12 protein-coding genes are annotated in these 18657 nt (G+C 33.1%); 8 read left to right on the plus strand and 4 right to left on the minus strand.

Annotated features, from left to right (window positions below; all coding sequences use genetic code 11):
• Positions 1-84 precede the first annotated feature (84 nt).
• Positions 85-1773, minus strand: coding sequence for a lysine--tRNA ligase (lysS, locus tag HM984_RS14360; RefSeq protein ID WP_179349645.1), 1689 nt, complete (start codon positions 1771-1773; stop codon positions 85-87).
• Between the two features lie 375 nt (positions 1774-2148).
• On the opposite strand from lysS, the gene HM984_RS14365 reads away from it, so the two are divergent.
• Genes HM984_RS14365 through lipB form a run of 3 tightly spaced genes read left to right on the plus strand, consistent with a single transcriptional unit; the run spans position 2149 to position 3835 of the window.
• Positions 2149-2307, plus strand: a complete 159-nt coding sequence (locus HM984_RS14365; RefSeq protein ID WP_092470473.1) for a YqaE/Pmp3 family membrane protein — start codon at positions 2149-2151, stop codon at positions 2305-2307.
• Positions 2308-2352: 45 nt separating this feature from the next.
• Positions 2353-3117, plus strand: a complete 765-nt coding sequence (locus HM984_RS14370) for a hypothetical protein (protein WP_115812382.1) — start codon at positions 2353-2355, stop codon at positions 3115-3117.
• Between the two features lie 13 nt (positions 3118-3130).
• Positions 3131-3835 carry a lipoyl(octanoyl) transferase LipB gene (gene lipB, locus HM984_RS14375; RefSeq protein ID WP_179349646.1) on the plus strand — a complete coding sequence of 235 codons (705 nt, stop codon included), beginning with the start codon at positions 3131-3133 and terminating at the stop codon, positions 3833-3835.
• A 27-nt stretch (positions 3836-3862) separates the two neighbouring features.
• On the opposite strand, the gene HM984_RS14380 is transcribed toward lipB, so the two are convergent.
• From HM984_RS14380 to rnhB, 3 genes are all read right to left on the minus strand, one after another.
• On the minus strand, positions 3863-4912 hold the full coding sequence (locus HM984_RS14380; protein ID WP_115812429.1) for a nucleoid-associated protein: 1050 nt from the start codon (positions 4910-4912) through the stop codon (positions 3863-3865).
• Between the two features lie 90 nt (positions 4913-5002).
• Positions 5003-7357: a ribonuclease HII gene (locus HM984_RS14385; protein WP_179349647.1), complete on the minus strand. Its 2355-nt coding sequence runs from the start codon at positions 7355-7357 to the stop codon at positions 5003-5005.
• A gap of 31 nt (positions 7358-7388) precedes the next feature.
• Positions 7389-7991: a ribonuclease HII gene (rnhB, locus tag HM984_RS14390; RefSeq protein ID WP_179349648.1), complete on the minus strand. Its 603-nt coding sequence runs from the start codon at positions 7989-7991 to the stop codon at positions 7389-7391.
• Between the two features lie 215 nt (positions 7992-8206).
• On the opposite strand from rnhB, the gene HM984_RS14395 reads away from it, so the two are divergent.
• The 5 genes from HM984_RS14395 to HM984_RS14415 all read left to right on the plus strand — a co-directional run bounded on the left by HM984_RS14395 (position 8207) and on the right by HM984_RS14415 (position 18112).
• On the plus strand, positions 8207-11272 hold the full coding sequence (locus HM984_RS14395; RefSeq protein ID WP_179349649.1) for a SusC/RagA family TonB-linked outer membrane protein: 3066 nt from the start codon (positions 8207-8209) through the stop codon (positions 11270-11272).
• 12 nt (positions 11273-11284) lie between these two features.
• Positions 11285-12709 carry a RagB/SusD family nutrient uptake outer membrane protein gene (locus tag HM984_RS14400; RefSeq protein ID WP_179349650.1) on the plus strand — a complete coding sequence of 475 codons (1425 nt, stop codon included), beginning with the start codon at positions 11285-11287 and terminating at the stop codon, positions 12707-12709.
• 42 nt (positions 12710-12751) lie between these two features.
• On the plus strand, positions 12752-13582 hold the full coding sequence (locus HM984_RS14405; RefSeq protein WP_179349651.1) for a Calx-beta domain-containing protein: 831 nt from the start codon (positions 12752-12754) through the stop codon (positions 13580-13582).
• A 537-nt stretch (positions 13583-14119) separates the two neighbouring features.
• The gene (locus HM984_RS14410) at positions 14120-16021 is read left to right on the plus strand and encodes a S8 family serine peptidase (protein ID WP_179349652.1); all 1902 of its coding nucleotides are present in this window, start codon (positions 14120-14122) and stop codon (positions 16019-16021) included.
• 189 nt (positions 16022-16210) lie between these two features.
• Positions 16211-18112, plus strand: a complete 1902-nt coding sequence (locus HM984_RS14415) for a putative porin (protein ID WP_371312594.1) — start codon at positions 16211-16213, stop codon at positions 18110-18112.
• Positions 18113-18657 lie beyond the last annotated feature (545 nt).

Genomic DNA, 18657 nt, shown 5'->3' on the forward strand with positions numbered 1-18657 from the left:
ACGCTCTAATATATAGTTTTTAAACAAAAAAAAAGGATCTACCTCTTGGTAATTCCTTTTTTATAAATTTATGTTAGAGGGTTTTTAAATAAGCTCTACAAATAAGCCGTCATCAGTTTTTTCAACCTTTGTTAAGCCATGTTTGCTTAAGCCTTTTAAACCTTTATCCCAACCTTTATTACTTAAGCCAGATTTTGATTTAAGCACATTTAAGTCCATGCGTTTTTCAGCTTTTAAAACTTCTAAAATCGCTTTTTCGTTATCGCTTAAATCCACTTTTTTCTTTTCTGGTCGCATTTGAGGGAAGAATAAAACTTCTTGAATACTCTGATTGTTGGTTAAGAACATTATTAAACGGTCCATTCCAATTCCCATTCCAGATGTTGGAGGCATTCCGTATTCTAGCGCACGTAAAAAATCGTGATCTATAAATTCTGTCGCTTCATCATCTCCTTTTTTAGCTAAACTTAACTGGTGTTCAAAACGCTCGCGTTGGTCTATAGGATCATTAAGTTCAGAATAAGCATTAGCAACTTCTTTACCACAAACCATTAACTCAAAACGCTCTGTTAATTCAGGGTTTTCTCTGTGCTCTTTACATAAAGGGCTCATCTCTTTTGGGTAATCGGTAATGAACGTTGGTTGAATGTAATTTCCTTCACATTTTTCACCAAAAATCTCATCAATCAACTTGCCTTTACCCATAGTCTCGTCAACCTCAATATGCATGCCTTTTGCAGCTGCTCTTATGTCGTCTTCAGACTTGTTATAGATATCAAAACCTGTAAATTCTAAAATAGAATCGCGCATGGTAATACGCTTATAAGGTGCTTTAAAATTGATTTTATGTTCGCCAAATGTAGCATCTGAAGTTCCATTTACAGCAATAGCACAATGCTCTAATAATTGCTCACAGAAATCCATCATCCAGTTGTAATCTTTGTAAGATACATAGATTTCCATGGCGGTAAATTCTGGATTATGCGTTCTGTCCATTCCTTCATTTCTGAAGTTTTTAGAAAACTCATAAACACCATCAAAACCACCAACGATTAAACGTTTTAGATATAATTCGTTAGCAATTCGCATGTATAATGGAATGTCTAAACTGTTGTGGTGCGTCATAAACGGACGTGCAGCAGCTCCACCAGGAATAGGCTGTAAAACTGGTGTTTCAACTTCAAAATAACCAGCATCATTAAAAAATTGACGCATCGCATTAAAAAGCTTAGTACGCTTTATAAACACTTCTTTTACATGAGGATTAACTACTAAATCGGCATAACGTTGTCTGTAACGCATTTCTGGATCTGTAAATGCATCATAGGTTTTTCCATCCTTTTGTTTTGGGATAGGTAATGGTTTTAAAGCTTTACTAAGCAATTTAAAATCCTTTACCATAACAGTCTTTTCGCCAACTTGTGTTGTGAAAAGTGTGCCTTCAATACCTACAAAATCACCTAAGTCTAATAATTTCTTAAAGACATCATTGTAAAGGGATTTGTCTTCACCTGTACAAATTTCGTCTCTATTAAAATACACCTGAATACGACCTTCGCTATCTTGCAATTGTGCAAAAGATGCTTTCCCTTGAATGTTAATTGCCATTAGACGACCTGCGATAATAACCTGTTTACCGTCTTCAAAATTAGATTTTATCTGTTTTGAAGTGTGGTTTACGGGAAATAAATCCGCTGGATAAGGGTTAATCCCTAAAGCTCTAAGCTTTTCTAACTTTTGGCGTCTTACCAATTCTTGTTCTGAAAGTTGCATTCTTAATTAATTTTATAAACTTACCAAGTGTTGGTAAGTGGCTGCAAAATTACACTTTTTACAAAAATTAACGAGCTCCTTTTTAGTTAGATTTAACAAGCTCTAAATTTTCTGAATAATTATGGTTGTTTAGAAATGTTTTTAAGGCATTTTAAAGAATCTTGAAGAACACTTTTACATCGTGTTTTGGTAGAGGATGGTCATTCTGAATTTCTTTAGTTGATAAACAAGAATTCAGAATAAGAATCAATATTACTTTATAGTAATAATACTTTATTGAATTTTATTCTAATTTCAAGGATATGAATTCGTAAAAAGTGTAACATTTATATTGAACTTGCGTCCTATAAATACATCAAATCATCAAACGAAATTATGAGTATCTGGCGCGTTATTCTTTCTATTATTTGTCCACCTTTAGCTGTCTTAGATAAAGGATGTGGTTCTATTCTAATTACCTTTTTATTATGGCTCTGTGGTTGGGTGCCAGGTGTTATAGCAGCTTTAGTTATTCTCAATAACCCAAAGCGATAAAAGTCTTACCTTTGCGATCTTAATAATGTATTTAAAAGATTAAAAATGAATAAGGTTTTTACGGTGCTTTCTTGTGTATTTATAATGCTGCTAACAAGTTGTCAGTTTTCTGAAAATATCTATATCAATGAAGACGGTAGTGGTAAGGTGAAATTCTCAATGGATGCATCAGAGATGATGGATGTGTTAGATCAACTCGGAGAGAATGCTTCTGATGAAATGAGTAAAGCTGTGGATTCAACAATCGTTTTTAAGGACTTTTTGGTAGAATATAAAGATAGTATAGCAAATTTGTCTGTAGGAGAACAAGAAAAGATTAAAGCCATGGAGGATTATAAAATTCATATGGTTATGGATCCAGATAAGAAGAAGATGTTTTTTGATTTAGAAACAGACTTTGATGATGCTAGTGAGTTGCGCGATATGTACAAAGCAATGAATAGTTTCAATAATTTAAAAGGTGATGACACTGCTAGTGATAATTTGCCTTTAAGTCCATTTTCGAGTATGGGTAATGAAGGCTCAACTTTGGTGAGTTACTCATATGATGGTACCGTTTTTAGAAGAAATGCTGAGATTATTGATTTAGAAAAACATCAGAAATCTTTAGATAGTATAGATAAATCGGCATTGATGTTGGGATCTTCTAAGTATATAATTAATTATCACTTTCCTAAAGCTGTAAAATCATTTTCGAAACAAGGAGCAATGTATAGTGAAGATCGAAAAACGGTTACTTATGAGGTTGGGTTTATAGATATGCTAAAGGATCCTGAAATATTGAATATTGAAGTTGTTTTAGAGGATTAAAAGAATAATTATTTTGAATAAAAAAATACAACTACAAGATTTAGGAACTAAAGATTTTAAGGACACTTGGGATTACCAGGAAACACTCTTTAAAGCTATTTTAGATACTAAAATAAAGAATCGAAGAGAAGATGCTGGTTTAGTTACTGAGAATCATTTTCTCTTTGTAGAACATCCGCATGTCTATACTTTAGGAAAAAGTGGTGATCTTTCAAATTTACTACTTTCTGAAACGCAATTGTCAGAAAAAGGAGCCACGTTTTACAAAATTAATCGAGGTGGAGATATTACCTATCATGGTCCAGGGCAGATTGTGGGTTATCCGATTCTAGACTTAGATAACTTCTTTACAGATATTCATAAATACTTACGATTTTTAGAAGAAGTTATCATTCTAACATTAGCTGAGTATGGTCTAAAAACAGAACGCAGTCCTGGCGAAACAGGTGTGTGGCTCGATGTTGGGACACCATTTGCTCGAAAAATTTGCGCTATGGGAGTAAGGGCTAGCCGTTGGGTTACCATGCATGGATTCGCCTTAAATGTGAATGCAGATTTAGGCTATTTTGATTATATTATTCCATGTGGAATAAGAGGGAAAGCGGTAACAACCTTAAATAATGAATTGGGTGTCGATAGCGTAAATGAAAATGAAGTTAAAGAGAAGCTTTTAAAGCATTTTAGTGCGCTTTTTGACGCGAGCTTCATTCAACTTTAGTTATGAGTGAGATGTTAAGAATTAAAGTTAAGACTCGTCATTAAAAAACACCTTATAAAAGTGCATTTTCTTCTCTTCATCGTAACCGCGTTCTAGATATTCTGCAGAAGCATCAGGGGCATCAACATCTAGTTTTATTTGAATGTTGGTGTCGAGTTTTATTTCGGTTTTAATTTTTTGCTTTTGCTTTTTTAAGGCTACTTCAGAGACGTCAAACTGGTTTCTAATCAGCACTTTATTGTCTGTTTCGTAAGTTTTCTTGTAATCTTCAAATAATTGAATTTTATCCTCTTCATCAAAAACTTCTTCTTTGAAAGTATCGATATTTACAATTTCATTTTCTTTGAAAAAATCAACCGTTTTAGCTAGGAAGTTACTTTGCTCTTGACCACCAAAATTAGGTTGTAAAACTTCTTTAGAAAATTCTCGGCAAAGTTCAATACAGTTTTTGGTGTGCTGATTGCTGTCGTCTGGGTATCTGATGTTTAAGAAGCTTTTGATCCAGTATTGTGTATCGTAAGTGTTGTTATCTACACTAAGTACAATTTTGCCTTCCATATCGGAAGTATTTAAGATTAAGCAACCCTTGTCTACCTTTTTAGCTTGGATACCTTTTTGAACTAATATATCGTAGTTATTATCTTCTAAATACGTTTGAAAAAACTCAGTCTTATTTTCAATTTTAAAGATCCCAATAGCATCTGTAAAGTAGTCTTCGTATTGTATGTTTTCAAAATGACAAATAAGGACATCACCGGTTTTAATTTGAGCAGAATTACTTTGCTCAAATAGATGCGTTACAATGTGTTTAGAGATGTCTACAAAATCAGCACCTTCTTTAAATAATTGATCGCTATAAGTGTTTATTTCATTGAGAGCGACATCACTATGGTGGTGAAAACGATAATTTTCGGCTACACTCATAAAAGGTCTCAGAAGATAAGGCAACATTAAATTATAAGTGGCTTCATCAAAATCTACAATGGCATCTGAAAAGGCATTTTTAGTACCATTAAATTTGTTACCAACTTTGTGAATTATACAGCTTCTTAAGGATGCTTTTTGTCTTTTTATCATGATGAAAATGTCGTCTAAATTTTGGTTATACAATACTACAAAACAATGCGCTTATTGTAAGTGAAAATAATACTAAAATAAGAATGATTTTTAATGTAGTTTGTAAACTATTAGGGTTTTGTCATCGCTTTGCGTAATAAGTTCTAAACCACTATCGTTATCTAGTTTTTCTAGCACTGCCGCTGACGTACCAAAGACAGGAAAATTAGGGATGGATTTTGCTTGACTATCAAAAAGGTATACTTTTTTAGATTGCAAATCTGTAGTTGTAACGTAGATCTTATCATTCAAATAAAATATCCTAGGCTCTGTATAATCTCCGTAATCCAAATCAATGGTTCTAGATTTTATAATTAATCTGTTTTCCCTTAAGGAAACCAAGGTTTTACTAGTAGTTGCTATTTTATGCTTATCTGTAAGATTTAGATTTTTTGTGCTGAGATTTCCTTTGGTATCGACTTGTATAAGTTGGCCAAGTGTGTTGGTCGTGGTAAATTTATTCTGATATAAATACACGTCGTTATCAGAAAAACGGATTTTGTCTTTTACATTAATTCTACTATCCCCTTGTCTGTTTAATATTTTAAGGTTTTCGCCCGCTCCAAATACGATGTAATCTTTACTTCCAATTCTGAAATGTTTAGGTTGTGATGAAATTTGAGAATCATTATTTTTATAAATAAAACCACCAATAGATTGTCCTTTTGCATTATACATCAAAAGGTTTTTTCCTTGGGTAACTAGTAATCTATAATCTTTTCGTTTATCGTAATCAAAAACGGAAAGCGGTTGTGTAATGGCATCGTTAAATTTTAAAGGAAAAGGGGACACGTCGTTACCATTTCGGTCTAAAATGTAGAGTTGGTTAGGTGTTGTAAACGCTAATTGTAATCTGCCATTTTTATACATGTCAATTTGTTCTACTGGACCTAAAATTCGTCCTTGAAGTTGTTTTTTCCATAGAATAGTACCAGAACTCGAAATAAGATAGAGCATATTATTTACATCCTGAACGACGATATCATGCGCTTTAGAAACATGATTTTTAACGGCTTGTGGAGCTGTTAATAGTGTAGCTTCAAGTGGGGTGGTAAATGTTTCTGCAACAGAATTTGAAGCGGCTCTTTTTTTGAATTTCTGAATAATTCCGTTGATATGAGTGTAATTGTCTTCGCGTATAAACTGAACAGCGTTAGCGTTGTAGCCATTCATCGTTTGATCTAAAACAGTCGAGAGTTTTTCAGAATCTTTAAAGATAAATAATGAGGCTTCATCACTAAGCTTTTCGCTAATACTTAAAAAAGCATCCGAATTAGCTAGCGTGTTGTTGTTTAACGCATCTGTTAGAATTGATTTTAAGGTTTCAGAAGCGCTAGAAAACACAATGAAATTTTCAAAAACAGAAAAGAAATTAGCATTTTCAAAAGTTATAAAAGGGTTTAAATTGGTCTCGAAGAAGTCTGGTTGTCCAAACTCATAGATGTCGATATCTCTAAAGGATTCCGATATAGATTTGTCTTCAATAGATTCTATAATTAAGTTAGGATCTAATGAATGAAGCACTAATACATCGTCAATTAAGGCAATTTCATCTGTGAAATTTAAGAAAGTTTCAGAAACGTCTACTAGGCTATCTTTTGGATGGTAATTGTTTTTATTAAATACTGAAAAATTATCATATGTAATACTCACTAAAGAACTTGTGTTGTAAGGAGCAATAAAAGGTGAATTTGTTTTTTGAGGAACAGTATTTTTAAAACTGTCGAGATGGTTAGCACTCGAATCTTTTGAGGTTAAAATACCATTGTAATTCAGTCCTTTTTCTGAGTAATCAAAATCTAAGACTGTAAAATTTCTACCAGCTTTATTTATGGCATCTGAAAACAATAGTTTAGAATAATTAGTAGCCTCAGGTTTAAATAAAATAGAAGCGACCGATTTTTTATCTGTGGTCTCAATTAAGTTACTAATCTCTGTGTTTTCGTTATCAGTGTTTAGAGTCTTTAAGAGTTCTAAGTCATTAGAGCCTGCAAAAGTATTTCCTATAATTTTATGATAGATGATGTTGCTATTTATTTCGGTCTTTTCAATGTTTAAATCGACCAAAGTTGTCGACGTAATATTCTTAATGGAATCAAGCACAAATAAAGTGCTGTCATTTTCTGTAAGAATGAGATAATTAGAATCCGTAAAAGAAATATAAACTTGTTGGGTAGTGTTAAGCTGGTTTAAAAATAGAGAGGCGTTTTTTAACTCTTTATTATATAGTCCAGAAAGGACGTCATTATTTTCAATACTAGTAACAAAATCATTAAGCTCATTTACTTGAATGATAGCAGATGTTTCGGTTGGAATTAATTTATAAGGTTGTTTGGTTTTGTTGTAGTCTTTTTGGCAGGCCAAAACTAGGGTAAACAAAATCGATAAAAAACCAAGTCGCTTCATTAAGTTGTGTTTAGTTTACAAATATAAAAAGTTATATATCCAATTTGTATTGCTCGGGCAATAATCTAAATGATTTTCTGTGATATTTGGTAACTCCATATTTTTTTATAGCAGCTCTGTGCTCTTTTGTTGGGTAGCCTTTGTTTTGTTTCCAGTTGTACATTGGGAACTCTTCGTGGATTTTTTCCATATAGTCATCTCTATACGTTTTTGCTAAAACGGAAGCAGCGGCAATACTTAAATATTTACTATCACCTTTTATTATGGTGGAATGTGGGATCTTTTCATAGGGCTTAAACCTATTACCATCTACAATAATATATTCTGGAATAGTTTTTAAGGTAGAAATAGCGCCATGCATTGCTTTTATGGAGGCATTAAGGATATTAATAGTATCGATTTCTTGTTCAAAAATATGATAAACCCCAAATGAAACACTCTCGTGTTCAATTATTGGTTTTAAAATAACCCTGTTTTTTTCTGAGAGTTGCTTAGAATCATTCAATATCAGGTTTTTAAAGGTGATAGGTAATATTACTGCAGCAGCTGTAACCGGACCAGCTAAACAACCTCTGCCTGCTTCATCTGTACCACATTCTATATTATGAGTAGAAAACTGAATTTTTAGTTCCAAAATGTTAAATTTTGAACAAAGTTAAAATTTTAACGCAACCCTTTTACACTTTTTGCGTCTAACTGTTGAGTTATTGCCTTAAAACAGTGAAGTTAATGGTTATTATGAATTCTTGTCATAATCGCAATAGTGTTAACATTTTTTTAGCAAAAACACTTGGTTATTTAATATTTAATTAAGATGTTTGCAAATAGACTAACTCAAATAATTGTTTTATGAAATTAAAATTAACATGGTTATTAACGCTTTTTATGGCGTTCGTGATGCAGTTTTCTTTTGCACAAGAGAAAACTGTCACAGGTACAGTTACAACAGCAATGGATGGTTTACCCCTTCCTGGAGCGAGTGTAATTGTAAAAGGGACCTCCAAAGGTCAACAAACAGATTTTGATGGTAAATTTACTATCCAAGTCAATCAAGGTGCGGTTCTTGTAATTTCTTATGTAGGTATGAAGCCTGCAGAAGTTACAATTGGCGCTGGTAACACTTACAACGTAGCATTAGAAGATGCTAGCTCACTTGATGAAGTGGTAATTGTAGGTTTTGGTATTAAGGAAACTGAGACGCAGAAGGCTGGGTCTTATACAACAGTTTCTGCAACTGATATTTCTAGTACACCTGTAGTTTCAATTGATCAAGCGCTTCAAGGGCGTGTAGCTGGTCTTCAAGTAGGTGCTATTAGTGGTCAGCCTGGAGCTTTTACTCCAGTATTTCTTAGGGGTGTTTCTTCTTTAACGGCAGATTCAAATCCACTCTATGTAATTAATGGTGTTCCTGTTTTATCAGGAGATAATGCTGCTCAAGCTGCTTCTGCAAACCCTTTAGCAAGTCTTAACTCTTCAGATATTGAAAGTGTGACTGTGTTGAAAGATGCAATGTCAACTTCTATTTATGGAGCAAGAGGAGCTAATGGTGTTATTTTGATTACAACTAAATCAGGTAAAGCTGATCAGTCTAGATTTTCTTTATCTACTGAATATGGATATGGAGACGTTGCTTTTGAGGAATTTGATTGGTTAAATTCTGAAGAGCATATTAACTTGATTGCTTTAGGGCGTATGAATTCTGGCTTAAACTCAAATCAAGCGGATGCAGTAAATTTTGCAACAGCTTTTTTAAATTGGGACGGTGTTACAGACACTGACTGGAGAGCTGCAACAAGAAATAAGAATAGTGTTACAAATTCTGTTAATTTGAACTACACTGGTGGTTCTGAGAATTTTCAAATCTTTTCTTCATTAGGTTATTTCGAGCAAGAAGGTGTATCTAGAGAGGCTAAATATAGTCGTATTACAGGTAATTTAAATGCTAATTGGACTGCTTCTGATAGATTGAAAGTAGGATTTAGTATTAATGTGTCATCTGCGGAACAAACTGGTGATGCTGATGCTTCAAGTTTTAGAAATCCTGTTTTTACTGGAAGTCTTTTATCTCCAACTAATAGCATTTATAATGCTGATGGTACTTATAACTTAGATTTAGCTTATCTTAATCCTAGTTTTAACCCAGTAGCTATTCAGAATACGGATGTTGCAACAGCTAATTTTTATAAAGTTTTAGCTAATCTTAATTTGGATTATGAAATAATCAAAAATACGTTGTCATTTCAATCCCTAGCTGGTGTTGATATGAATATCTCAGATGAAATTACTTTCTGGAATCCTGATTTTGGCGATGGTGTTAATGAAGGTGACGTTAATGGTAATGGTAATGGTTTTAAAGATAATCGTTTCCGTCAAATTTGGACGTGGCAGAATAGCTTGAGTTTTAATAAGATGTTTGGTGATGTTCACAATATTACAGGTACTTTAGGTATAGATGCTGTTGCTGATCGTACAAATACGACTTCTGCTTCTGTACAGGGTTACACTTCAGGTAGATATGACTTATATGAACTTGAGAATGCTGCAAACCCAATAGGCGCATCTTCTTCACATACTGATGCTACATTTTTTGGTGCATTTGTAAGAGGATCGTATACATATGATAGACGTTATTCTGTAACAGGTTCATTTAGAAGAGATGGTTCTTCTAGATTTGGATTTGAAAATAGATATGGTAATTTCTGGGCAGCTGGTGGAACATGGAATATAGCTCAAGAGAGCTTCTTGGATTCAGCAACTTTCGTTAATTCACTTAAATTAAGAGTATCTTATGGTATTACGGGGAATGCATCAGTAGGTAACCATTCAGCTAAAGCATTAGTTGGTTTTGGAACTTATTTAAACCAAAATGCAGCTGTAATAATAAATCCTGGTAACTCTGCATTAACATGGGAAACTAAGAAAAACACCAATTTAGGTTTAGATTTTAGCTTATTTGAAAGTAGAGTTTCTGGTTCTATTGATGTATATAAAAATGAGTCAGAAGACTTATTGTTTTCTGCACCAATAACGCCTTCTTCTGGTTTTACAAGTCTTACTAAGAATATTGGTACAACTGAAAACAGGGGTGTGGAAGTTCAATTAGGTTTAGTGCCTGTTATTACTGATAACTTTAGATGGAGTCTTAATACTACTTTTTCTCTTAACGAGAATGAAGTAACAAAAATTACTGATGAAGCTAATGAAATAGCTGCAAATGGTACAAAAAATTATGCTGTAGGTCATGATCCTTCTGAATTCTATACAAGATTATGGGCCGGTGTTAACCCGGCAGATGGTACGCCATTATGGTATACGGATGAATCTAGAACTGAAGTAACAGGTATTGTTGGTGATGCTGAACTATCTTTTACTGGTAAAAAAGCATTACCTAAGCATTTAGCTAGTATTTCAAATGAATTTCAGTATAAAGGTTTTAATTTTAAATTTTTATTAAACTATGCTGGTGGTCATTCTGTAATAGATCGTTGGGCTTTTGTTTATGATAATGATGGAGCTTTTGCTAACTTAAATCACTTAGCTTCGAATCTTTATGATTCTTGGACACCAGATAACAGAGACGCTTCTAAACCACAGTACTTATTTAATTCAGATAATAACTCTTCTTCTGCTAATAGTACAAGATATATATATGATGCAGATCACATTAGACTACGTTCTATTGAGTTAGGTTACAAATTGGATGCAGAATTACTTAAAAATGTGAACTGGATTAGTGATGCATACATTTATGTTAGAGGATTAAACCTTTACACATGGGTATTTGATGATGATTTATATTTTGATCCTGAAGTTGGGTCGAATGAATTTGGTACTTCATTAGAAGGTGCTGGTGTTTATGATCAGTCAGCTCCAAACTTGAAACAATTTTTATTTGGAGTTAATATTAATTTTTAAAAAAAAAAGAATATGAAAATAAATAATAAATTAGTTGTCTTTGCATTAGGTACATTAGCTTGCCTGCAATTGCAAAGCTGCGATGAGGAGTTTCTTACAACGAAACCGTCCGGTAGTATTCAAATTCAAGACGCAATTGTTGATGAAGCCAGTTTAGAAATTGCTACATTAGGTATGTATAGTGGTATGCAAAGTGCTACTACATTTGGCGCTAACTTCTTTACACACCACGCTTTATTAACTGATAACGGTTACGTTAGTGTAAATAACAGTAATAGATTTACTGATGTAAATAATTATACTCACGCCATAGTAGATGGTGGAACAGTATCTGGTATTTGGAGTAGCTTATATGGTACTTTACTAGATGTAAATAATGTAATTTCTTTTGAAGGTACGGTTGTGGATGAAGACGCAGTAAGTGGAAATCCTGACAATCGTTTTGGAGAGGCTCATGTGGTAAGAGCAACGATACTATTTCAATTGGTTAACTGGTATGCGCGTCCTGCAGAAAGTGGTATAGACCCTGAGTTGGGTGTCGTTTTACCTTTAGGTGTTAATATTGGTGCTTCTTTGCCAAGATCATCCGTTTCAGATGTGTATAATCAAATTATTCTTGATTTAGAAACTGGAATTTCTTTAATGACTGACGAACCAGGTGTAAATAGATTAGGGCCAACAGCTGCTAAGCTACTTTTATCTAGAGCTTATCTTTATTTAGAAGACTATCCTAATTCTAGACTTTATGCTGAACAAGTATTAAATAATAGTGAAGGATTTAATTTAATGGGACAGGCAGATGTTATACCTTATTATTCTTCTGAAGTTTCTCCTGAAACTATCTTTCAAATAGAATTTAATAGTACTGATAACCCTGGAAGTAATGATGCATTTTATGCAACATGGAGCTTAGCAGGTACTTATAAGCAGAATTTTGCAACTAGAGAGTTTTATGACTTAATGCCTGCAACTGATGTTAGAAAAGGATTATACTTAGACAATGTTCCTGCATCTTACTCTGATCCTGTGGTAGGGGTTGATGTAAGAAAGTTTATAACTCCTGATAGAGATATGCCTCATTTTAGAATGAGTGAAGCAAAACTTAATCAAATTGAATCTTTGTTCTATATTAATGAAACATTAGCAAGAACTGAATTAAATAGTTGGGTTTCTACGAATAGAGATTCTGCTTATAATACAAATGCGTCTGGATCAGGATTGTTAAATGAAATCTTAAAGCAAAGAAGAATAGAGTTAGCTTTTGAAGGTCATAGATACTTTGATTTAAACCGTAACGAATCAGATATTCAAAAAGATGCCAATTGCTTAAACAATTGTAGCTTACCTTTTTCAGATTTTAGAAGAGTATTCCCTATCCCTCGTAATGAGATGAATACTAACACATCAGGTAATTTTGAGCAAAATGCGCAATACTAATGTTGCTAAAATTATATTAATAATTAATAAATATCATATATAATGAATTACAATAAATTAATTAAGGGTTTATTTTTTGTTACTCTTTTGGCTACAGTAGCCTCATGTTCAGATGATGAGAGTAATTTATTTGAGGATCCTCACTTTGCATCCTTTTTAGGACTTAATACTTCTGTACTAGCCCCTGAGAATGGAGGAGCTGTTTCTGTTAAAATGGGAATAACTGAGCCTCAAAGCCAAGATGTTACTATTACATTTGCAGTTACCGATATAACAGCTGTTCAAGGGGTGGATTATTCTATTTCTAGTACGTCTGTTGTTATACCTGCAGGTGAGTATAATTCAAGCTTTACAATCACACCAGTTGATAACGATGAGTTTAACGAAGCTAAAACTTTTACTGTTGAAATAACAGATGTATCAGCTGCTGGTTTAAGTATTGGTAACTTTGACGAACAATCATATTTCCGTACCGTAGTTATTTCTAATGATGACTGTCCTAGCCAGTCTAATTTATGGTGGGGTAATCTTGTAGTGCAAGATGTTGGTGGTAATACGTTTGGAGGTACTGGATCCGCTAATGCTAATGGTGATTGTGATGTACTTATTATCACTGCAGATTTACCAGATGCAGGGATAGGACCTGTTCCTTTTGAAACTACTTTTACGCCTAGTGCACCAGGAGCGACTTCTGGAACTTTAGTAGTACCTGCTCAGACTTATTGTACTGATTGTAGTGATGGTTTCGATGCCCTTTATTCTGCAACAGGTACGTATGACGAGACTACTCAAACTATAATCTTATTTTATAGTTTAGATAGAACTGATGGTGCTAACTTTTTTACTGGAACTAATATAATAAACCCAGAATAAAAGTCAACTTTAAGTAAATTAAAAAAGAAACCATACCTTAATAGGTATGGTTTTTTTTGTGTTCTATTGAGATTATAACTTATAAGATTGTTGTAATTCTATTAGACTTAATTGAAGTTTTACCTATAGTATTTCATTCATCTAATATTTAGATGTTTTTTTTGCAGTTATAATACATAGTGAAATATGTCTTTAGTAATAATTTTATGTGAGGCTATGTTAATGATATTATTTCTATTGAATGATATGTATTATAGCTTTCAACAAGATTTAAATCAATTATTACCTGTTCATTTTCCAATGAACATCTCTTGAGGTTTTGTAAGTAGCTGTGAAGCAGGTTATTAATAGGTTGGTATTTGTCTTATTTATTCTGAATTAAAAAAAAGAAAAATTATTACCATAAATTACTTACTTTTGTGAGTAGAAAAACAATTACTTCTTATAAATTGTTGTGCTAATTTCAACCTCTATTGGTCTTTTTTTGGAATTTTTGGTGCAATTGTTGTGGGTGTTATTATTAAAAAAAAATAGAAAATGAAAAATTTTTACATTTATGTGTTTTTACTCATGAATTCCTATCTTTTATTGGCACAGACGCCAGAGGAAAGAGCAGTAATAACGTCTAGTTACGATTTAAATAAATCTAAAGAGGTAATGCAATACCTTAAGGCTGAAAATGCAGAAAGGGAAATTAGAATACATAATTACCTTAAAACTCTAACAGAGGAAGAACTGGCTGAAATTAATTTGAATGGTCTTCGTGATATTACCCCAAATGGACAGCCGTTATTCTATGTTTCTCATAATCTTGGTTCTGCTAAAACAATAAAAGCTGATCGATTAAATACTGGTGGATCTTTGGGTCTAGATCTTAATGGTCAAAATATGATAGCTGGTGTTTGGGAAGCGGAAAATGGATATCCATTAGGTACACATTTAGATTTAGCCGGAAGAATAACTGTCATTGATGGAGGATCTAATGTTTCTTTTCATGCGACGCACGTAACAGGAACAATTATTAGTTCTGGTGCTAGTATTCCTATAAATTTGGGTAGAGGAATTGCCTTTGAGGCAAGTGTGCTTGCTGCTAGTTCGGCTAATGATACACAAGAAATGTTGGCACAAGCAACACTAGGATTGTTGGTTTCTAATCATTCTTATGGATATGGAGCAGAAAATTTAGCTGTTTCTCGTTTTGGAGCATATGGTTCAGATGCATTTAACGTAGATTTAATTACTAATATCAATCCATACTACGTGCCAGTAGTATCTGCTGGTAATGATAGAGATGGTTTTAGTTCATACAATCCATCAAAAGGTGGTTATGACTTATTAACGGGGCAGTCGGTGGCAAAAAACGCAATCACATCTGCAGCTGTAGGTCAGGTGCTTAACTATACAGACCCGACAAGTGTAGTAATGTCTTCATTTAGCAATTGGGGGCCAACTGATGATGGAAGAATCAAACCAGATATCTCATCAAAAGGTGTCGGTGTTATGTCTACTTCAAATCAATCTAATACTAGTTATGGTAATTCAAGTGGTACTTCAATGTCTGCTCCTGCTACAACTGGGTTATTATTATTAATGCAACAGCATTATAATAATGTTAATTCTCAATATATGTTAGCGGCGACAGCTAAGGGGTTGTTACTGCATACCGCTGATGAAGCTGGGTTTTATCCTGGGCCTGATTATAGTTTTGGATGGGGTTTAGCTAATGGTGAAAAAGCTGTGGAAACTATAACCAATAATATGGTGAGTTCATATATTCAAGAGTCTTCATTAAATGACTCAGAAGTTAAGACGTTTGAAGTTAGGGCGTTAGGTAACGAGCCTTTAATGGTGTCTATTTCTTGGACAGATCCGCAAGGTGCTGTGGCTAGTGGTGTTTTAGATGACTCGACCCCTAATTTAGTTAATGATCTTGATATTAAGTTAACTAAAAGTAGTACGGATTACTTTCCTTGGAAGTTAAATGTTGCTAATCGTTCTGGTGCAGCTACTCGTAATAGTACAAATGATGTTGATAATTTTGAAAAAATTGAAGTTGACACCCCTAATGCTAACGATGTGTATTCAATGTCTATTACTCATAAAGGTGTATTATCAGGAGGTGCTCAAAATTATAGTCTTGTCATAACAGGCGGTGTGTTGTCTGGCTTAAGTGTAGAAGAATATTTTGCTGGAAAAGTTGAAATATATCCAAATCCAAACAATGGAAACTTTAATATCAGATTTAACAATAATGGAAACGAAAATGTCTTAATTGATATTTATGATATGAGTGGAAGAATGGTATATAAAAGGGATTTTGTTAATGAAGCTGTTCAATTTAATAGAACAATAAATTTAGAGGGTGTAGCGTCAGGAGTATATATAGCTAACATCTCTAAAGGTGGTAATATATCATCGCACAAAATTATTATTGAGTAAAACACTTTAATAATCAAACAATACTAAAGACCAACAAATAACACTGTTGGTCTTTTTTATGTTAAGTAAATTGTAATTTTATATTCCCAAACAATAATTAATGGTTTACTTTGTTTGAAAATTATATATTTCTAAATGCAAAACAAACATTTTTACATACTTGTATTTTGTTTTTTTACAATAAGCCTTGTGGCTCAGACTAAACTAACTAAAGCAAACTTAGATACTAGATCAGATACAACTTCTCTAACGAATAAGGCTAGCGGGTTCAAAGAGTTAGCTACCATCGATATGTATCTGCAGTTTAGTAATCTTGCAGACTCTATCCAGGTAGATACAACATTAACAATTAAAAAGGATTATAAATTTAATTACCTTCAAACGGATAATTTTAATTTAATGCCGTTTGCTAATATAGGACAGACCTATAATACACTTAGTTTTGATTCTTGGGATAATAATACGTCACCTTTGTTCGGTGCAAGAGCCCGCCATTTTAATTATTTAAAGCACGAGGATATTCTGTTTTATGAAGTTCCAACGCCGTGGACGCGTTTAACCTATAAGACAGCATTTGAACAAGGTCAGCTTTTAGACGCTTTCTTTACCGTAAATCTCTCTAAGCAATTTAATTTTTCAATAGCCTATAAAGGATTACGGTCATTAGGTAACTATCAGAACACGTTGACTAGTACCGGGAATTTTCGGTTTACATCAGATTATAAAGCAAAGAATAAAAAATACCAGGCCAAAGGTTATGTTGTAATGCAAGATTTATTGAACCAAGAAAACGGTGGCTTAGATACTGAAGACCTCGATAATTTTAGCCTAGGTAATGAAGAGTTTTTAGACAGATCCGTATTTGATCCTGCGTTTGAAGACGCTGAAAACATATTAGAAGGTAAACGCTTTTATTTTGAGCACGCTTATGCATTACTTCAACAAAGAGACTCCTTAAGTAATAATAGTATAGCACTATTCAATAAGCTTTCATTAGAAGATAAATATTATCAGTATAGTCAAGACGTGTCTGCTGAAGATTTTTTTGGAGAAGCGTTTACAACAAGCATTAATGATAAAGTAAAACTAGAGAATTTTAAAACAGCCTTAGGACTTAGATATAGCAATAATATAATAGGGGATCTAGAATTTGCTGTAAATTATACAGATATTAATTACGGTTATAATAGTGTTGTATTATTTCCAACAACAGCAATAACAAATAGAATTCAATCAAACTTCCTAGGTCTAGAAGGAGCGTATTCAAAAACCTATAAAGGATTTAATATTACCAGTAACGGAGGACTAAACCTTTCCGATACATTTGTAGGAAGCTTTCTAGACGGTAACATAAACTTAAAGCTAAATAAAGATATAGCGCTTTCTGGTGGAATCGCAATTAATTCCAGATTAGCAAACTATAACTACCTATTATACCAAAGTGATTATATTAACTATAATTGGTATAATCTAGAGAATTTTAAAAACGTAAACACACAGCAGTTAAAATTCAAAATTGAATCTCAAAAATGGCTAAATGCCTATGTAGATTTATCTAATATAGATAACTACACCTATTTCAATTTAAAAGAAACTATAGATGGAGTTAACATTATAGAACCAAAACAGTATAATAAGCCGCTTCAGTATTTTAGATTAAAACTACAAAAGGAATTTAAAGTCGGTAATTTTGCATTAGATAACACCTTAATGTATCAAAATGTAGTTAGTGATGAAGATGTTCTTAATGTACCTGCAATCATAACAAGGAATACATTGTATTACTCCAACCAGTTGTTTAAAAAATCAATGACTTTACAAACAGGGGTAACTTTCAATTACTTTTCTGAGTATAACATGAATGGTTATGACCCGCTATTGGCCGAATTCTATACCCAAAACGACACCAAGCTAGGAGGTTTTCCTAGGTTAGATTTCTTTATCAATGCTAAGGTTAGGCAAACACGTATCTTTTTTAAAGCCGAGCATTTTAATTCATCCTTTACCGGTTACGATTATTTTTCAGCACCCAACAATCCTTACAGAGATTTTACGATTAGGTTTGGTTTAGTTTGGGATTTCTTCCTATAGATTAACTTATATCGTTTCTTCTTTACATATCGATAGTAAAGTTACCCGATCCATATATAATACCACAAGTATTGTATGTCTTTTTAGGGCATTCCGCTTTTGCTTTTTAACAGCAAAAGCGTCGCGTCATCCGCTATATCTTTTTTTACTAGTTTTATTTTAAGGGAGAATACGTCATCATATATACGATGTTCTTTCTGTGTCATTATATATAGAAGCAAAAAAAGGATGCCGCTACTACCGCTAATGCAGACTTAAGAGTGTACATATATATAATGAACAAATAGCTTGTCAATTATAAATAGTGCTGCAGAAAGATATACCCCTAATAAATTCAATATTTTTTCGTTAAGTAAACACCTTATAATAAGTGCTTTGAAAATTAATTTAAAATAAAACGCAAAAAGGACTTGCAGGAACGAAAAAGGCTTGTATATTTGCACCCGCTTAGCGAAACAACGTTAAGGAAAAGTAAAGAAAAAGTTCATTAACATATTGAATTGACAGCGTAAGAATCAACTGGAAACGGTTGATTTAAAACAAGA

Origin of the sequence: Winogradskyella pacifica, from assembly GCF_013403915.1 — a bacterium.
Classification (GTDB): Bacteria; Bacteroidota; Bacteroidia; order Flavobacteriales; family Flavobacteriaceae; genus Winogradskyella; species Winogradskyella pacifica.

Bases quoted from the DNA above. Each gene is read 5' to 3' on its own strand.
- lysS (WP_179349645.1), bottom strand. From the start codon at position 1,773: ATGCAACTTTCAGAACAAGAATTGGTAAGACGCCAAAAGTTAGAAAAG.
- HM984_RS14365 (WP_092470473.1), top strand. From the start codon at position 2,149: ATGAGTATCTGGCGCGTTATTCTTTCTATTATTTGTCCACCTTTAGCT.
- HM984_RS14370 (WP_115812382.1), top strand. From the start codon at position 2,353: ATGAATAAGGTTTTTACGGTGCTTTCTTGTGTATTTATAATGCTGCTA.
- HM984_RS14380 (WP_115812429.1), bottom strand. From the start codon at position 4,912: ATGATAAAAAGACAAAAAGCATCCTTAAGAAGCTGTATAATTCACAAA.
- HM984_RS14385 (WP_179349647.1), bottom strand. From the start codon at position 7,357: ATGAAGCGACTTGGTTTTTTATCGATTTTGTTTACCCTAGTTTTGGCC.
- HM984_RS14395 (WP_179349649.1), top strand. From the start codon at position 8,207: ATGAAATTAAAATTAACATGGTTATTAACGCTTTTTATGGCGTTCGTG.
- HM984_RS14400 (WP_179349650.1), top strand. From the start codon at position 11,285: ATGAAAATAAATAATAAATTAGTTGTCTTTGCATTAGGTACATTAGCT.
- HM984_RS14405 (WP_179349651.1), top strand. From the start codon at position 12,752: ATGAATTACAATAAATTAATTAAGGGTTTATTTTTTGTTACTCTTTTG.
- HM984_RS14410 (WP_179349652.1), top strand. From the start codon at position 14,120: ATGAAAAATTTTTACATTTATGTGTTTTTACTCATGAATTCCTATCTT.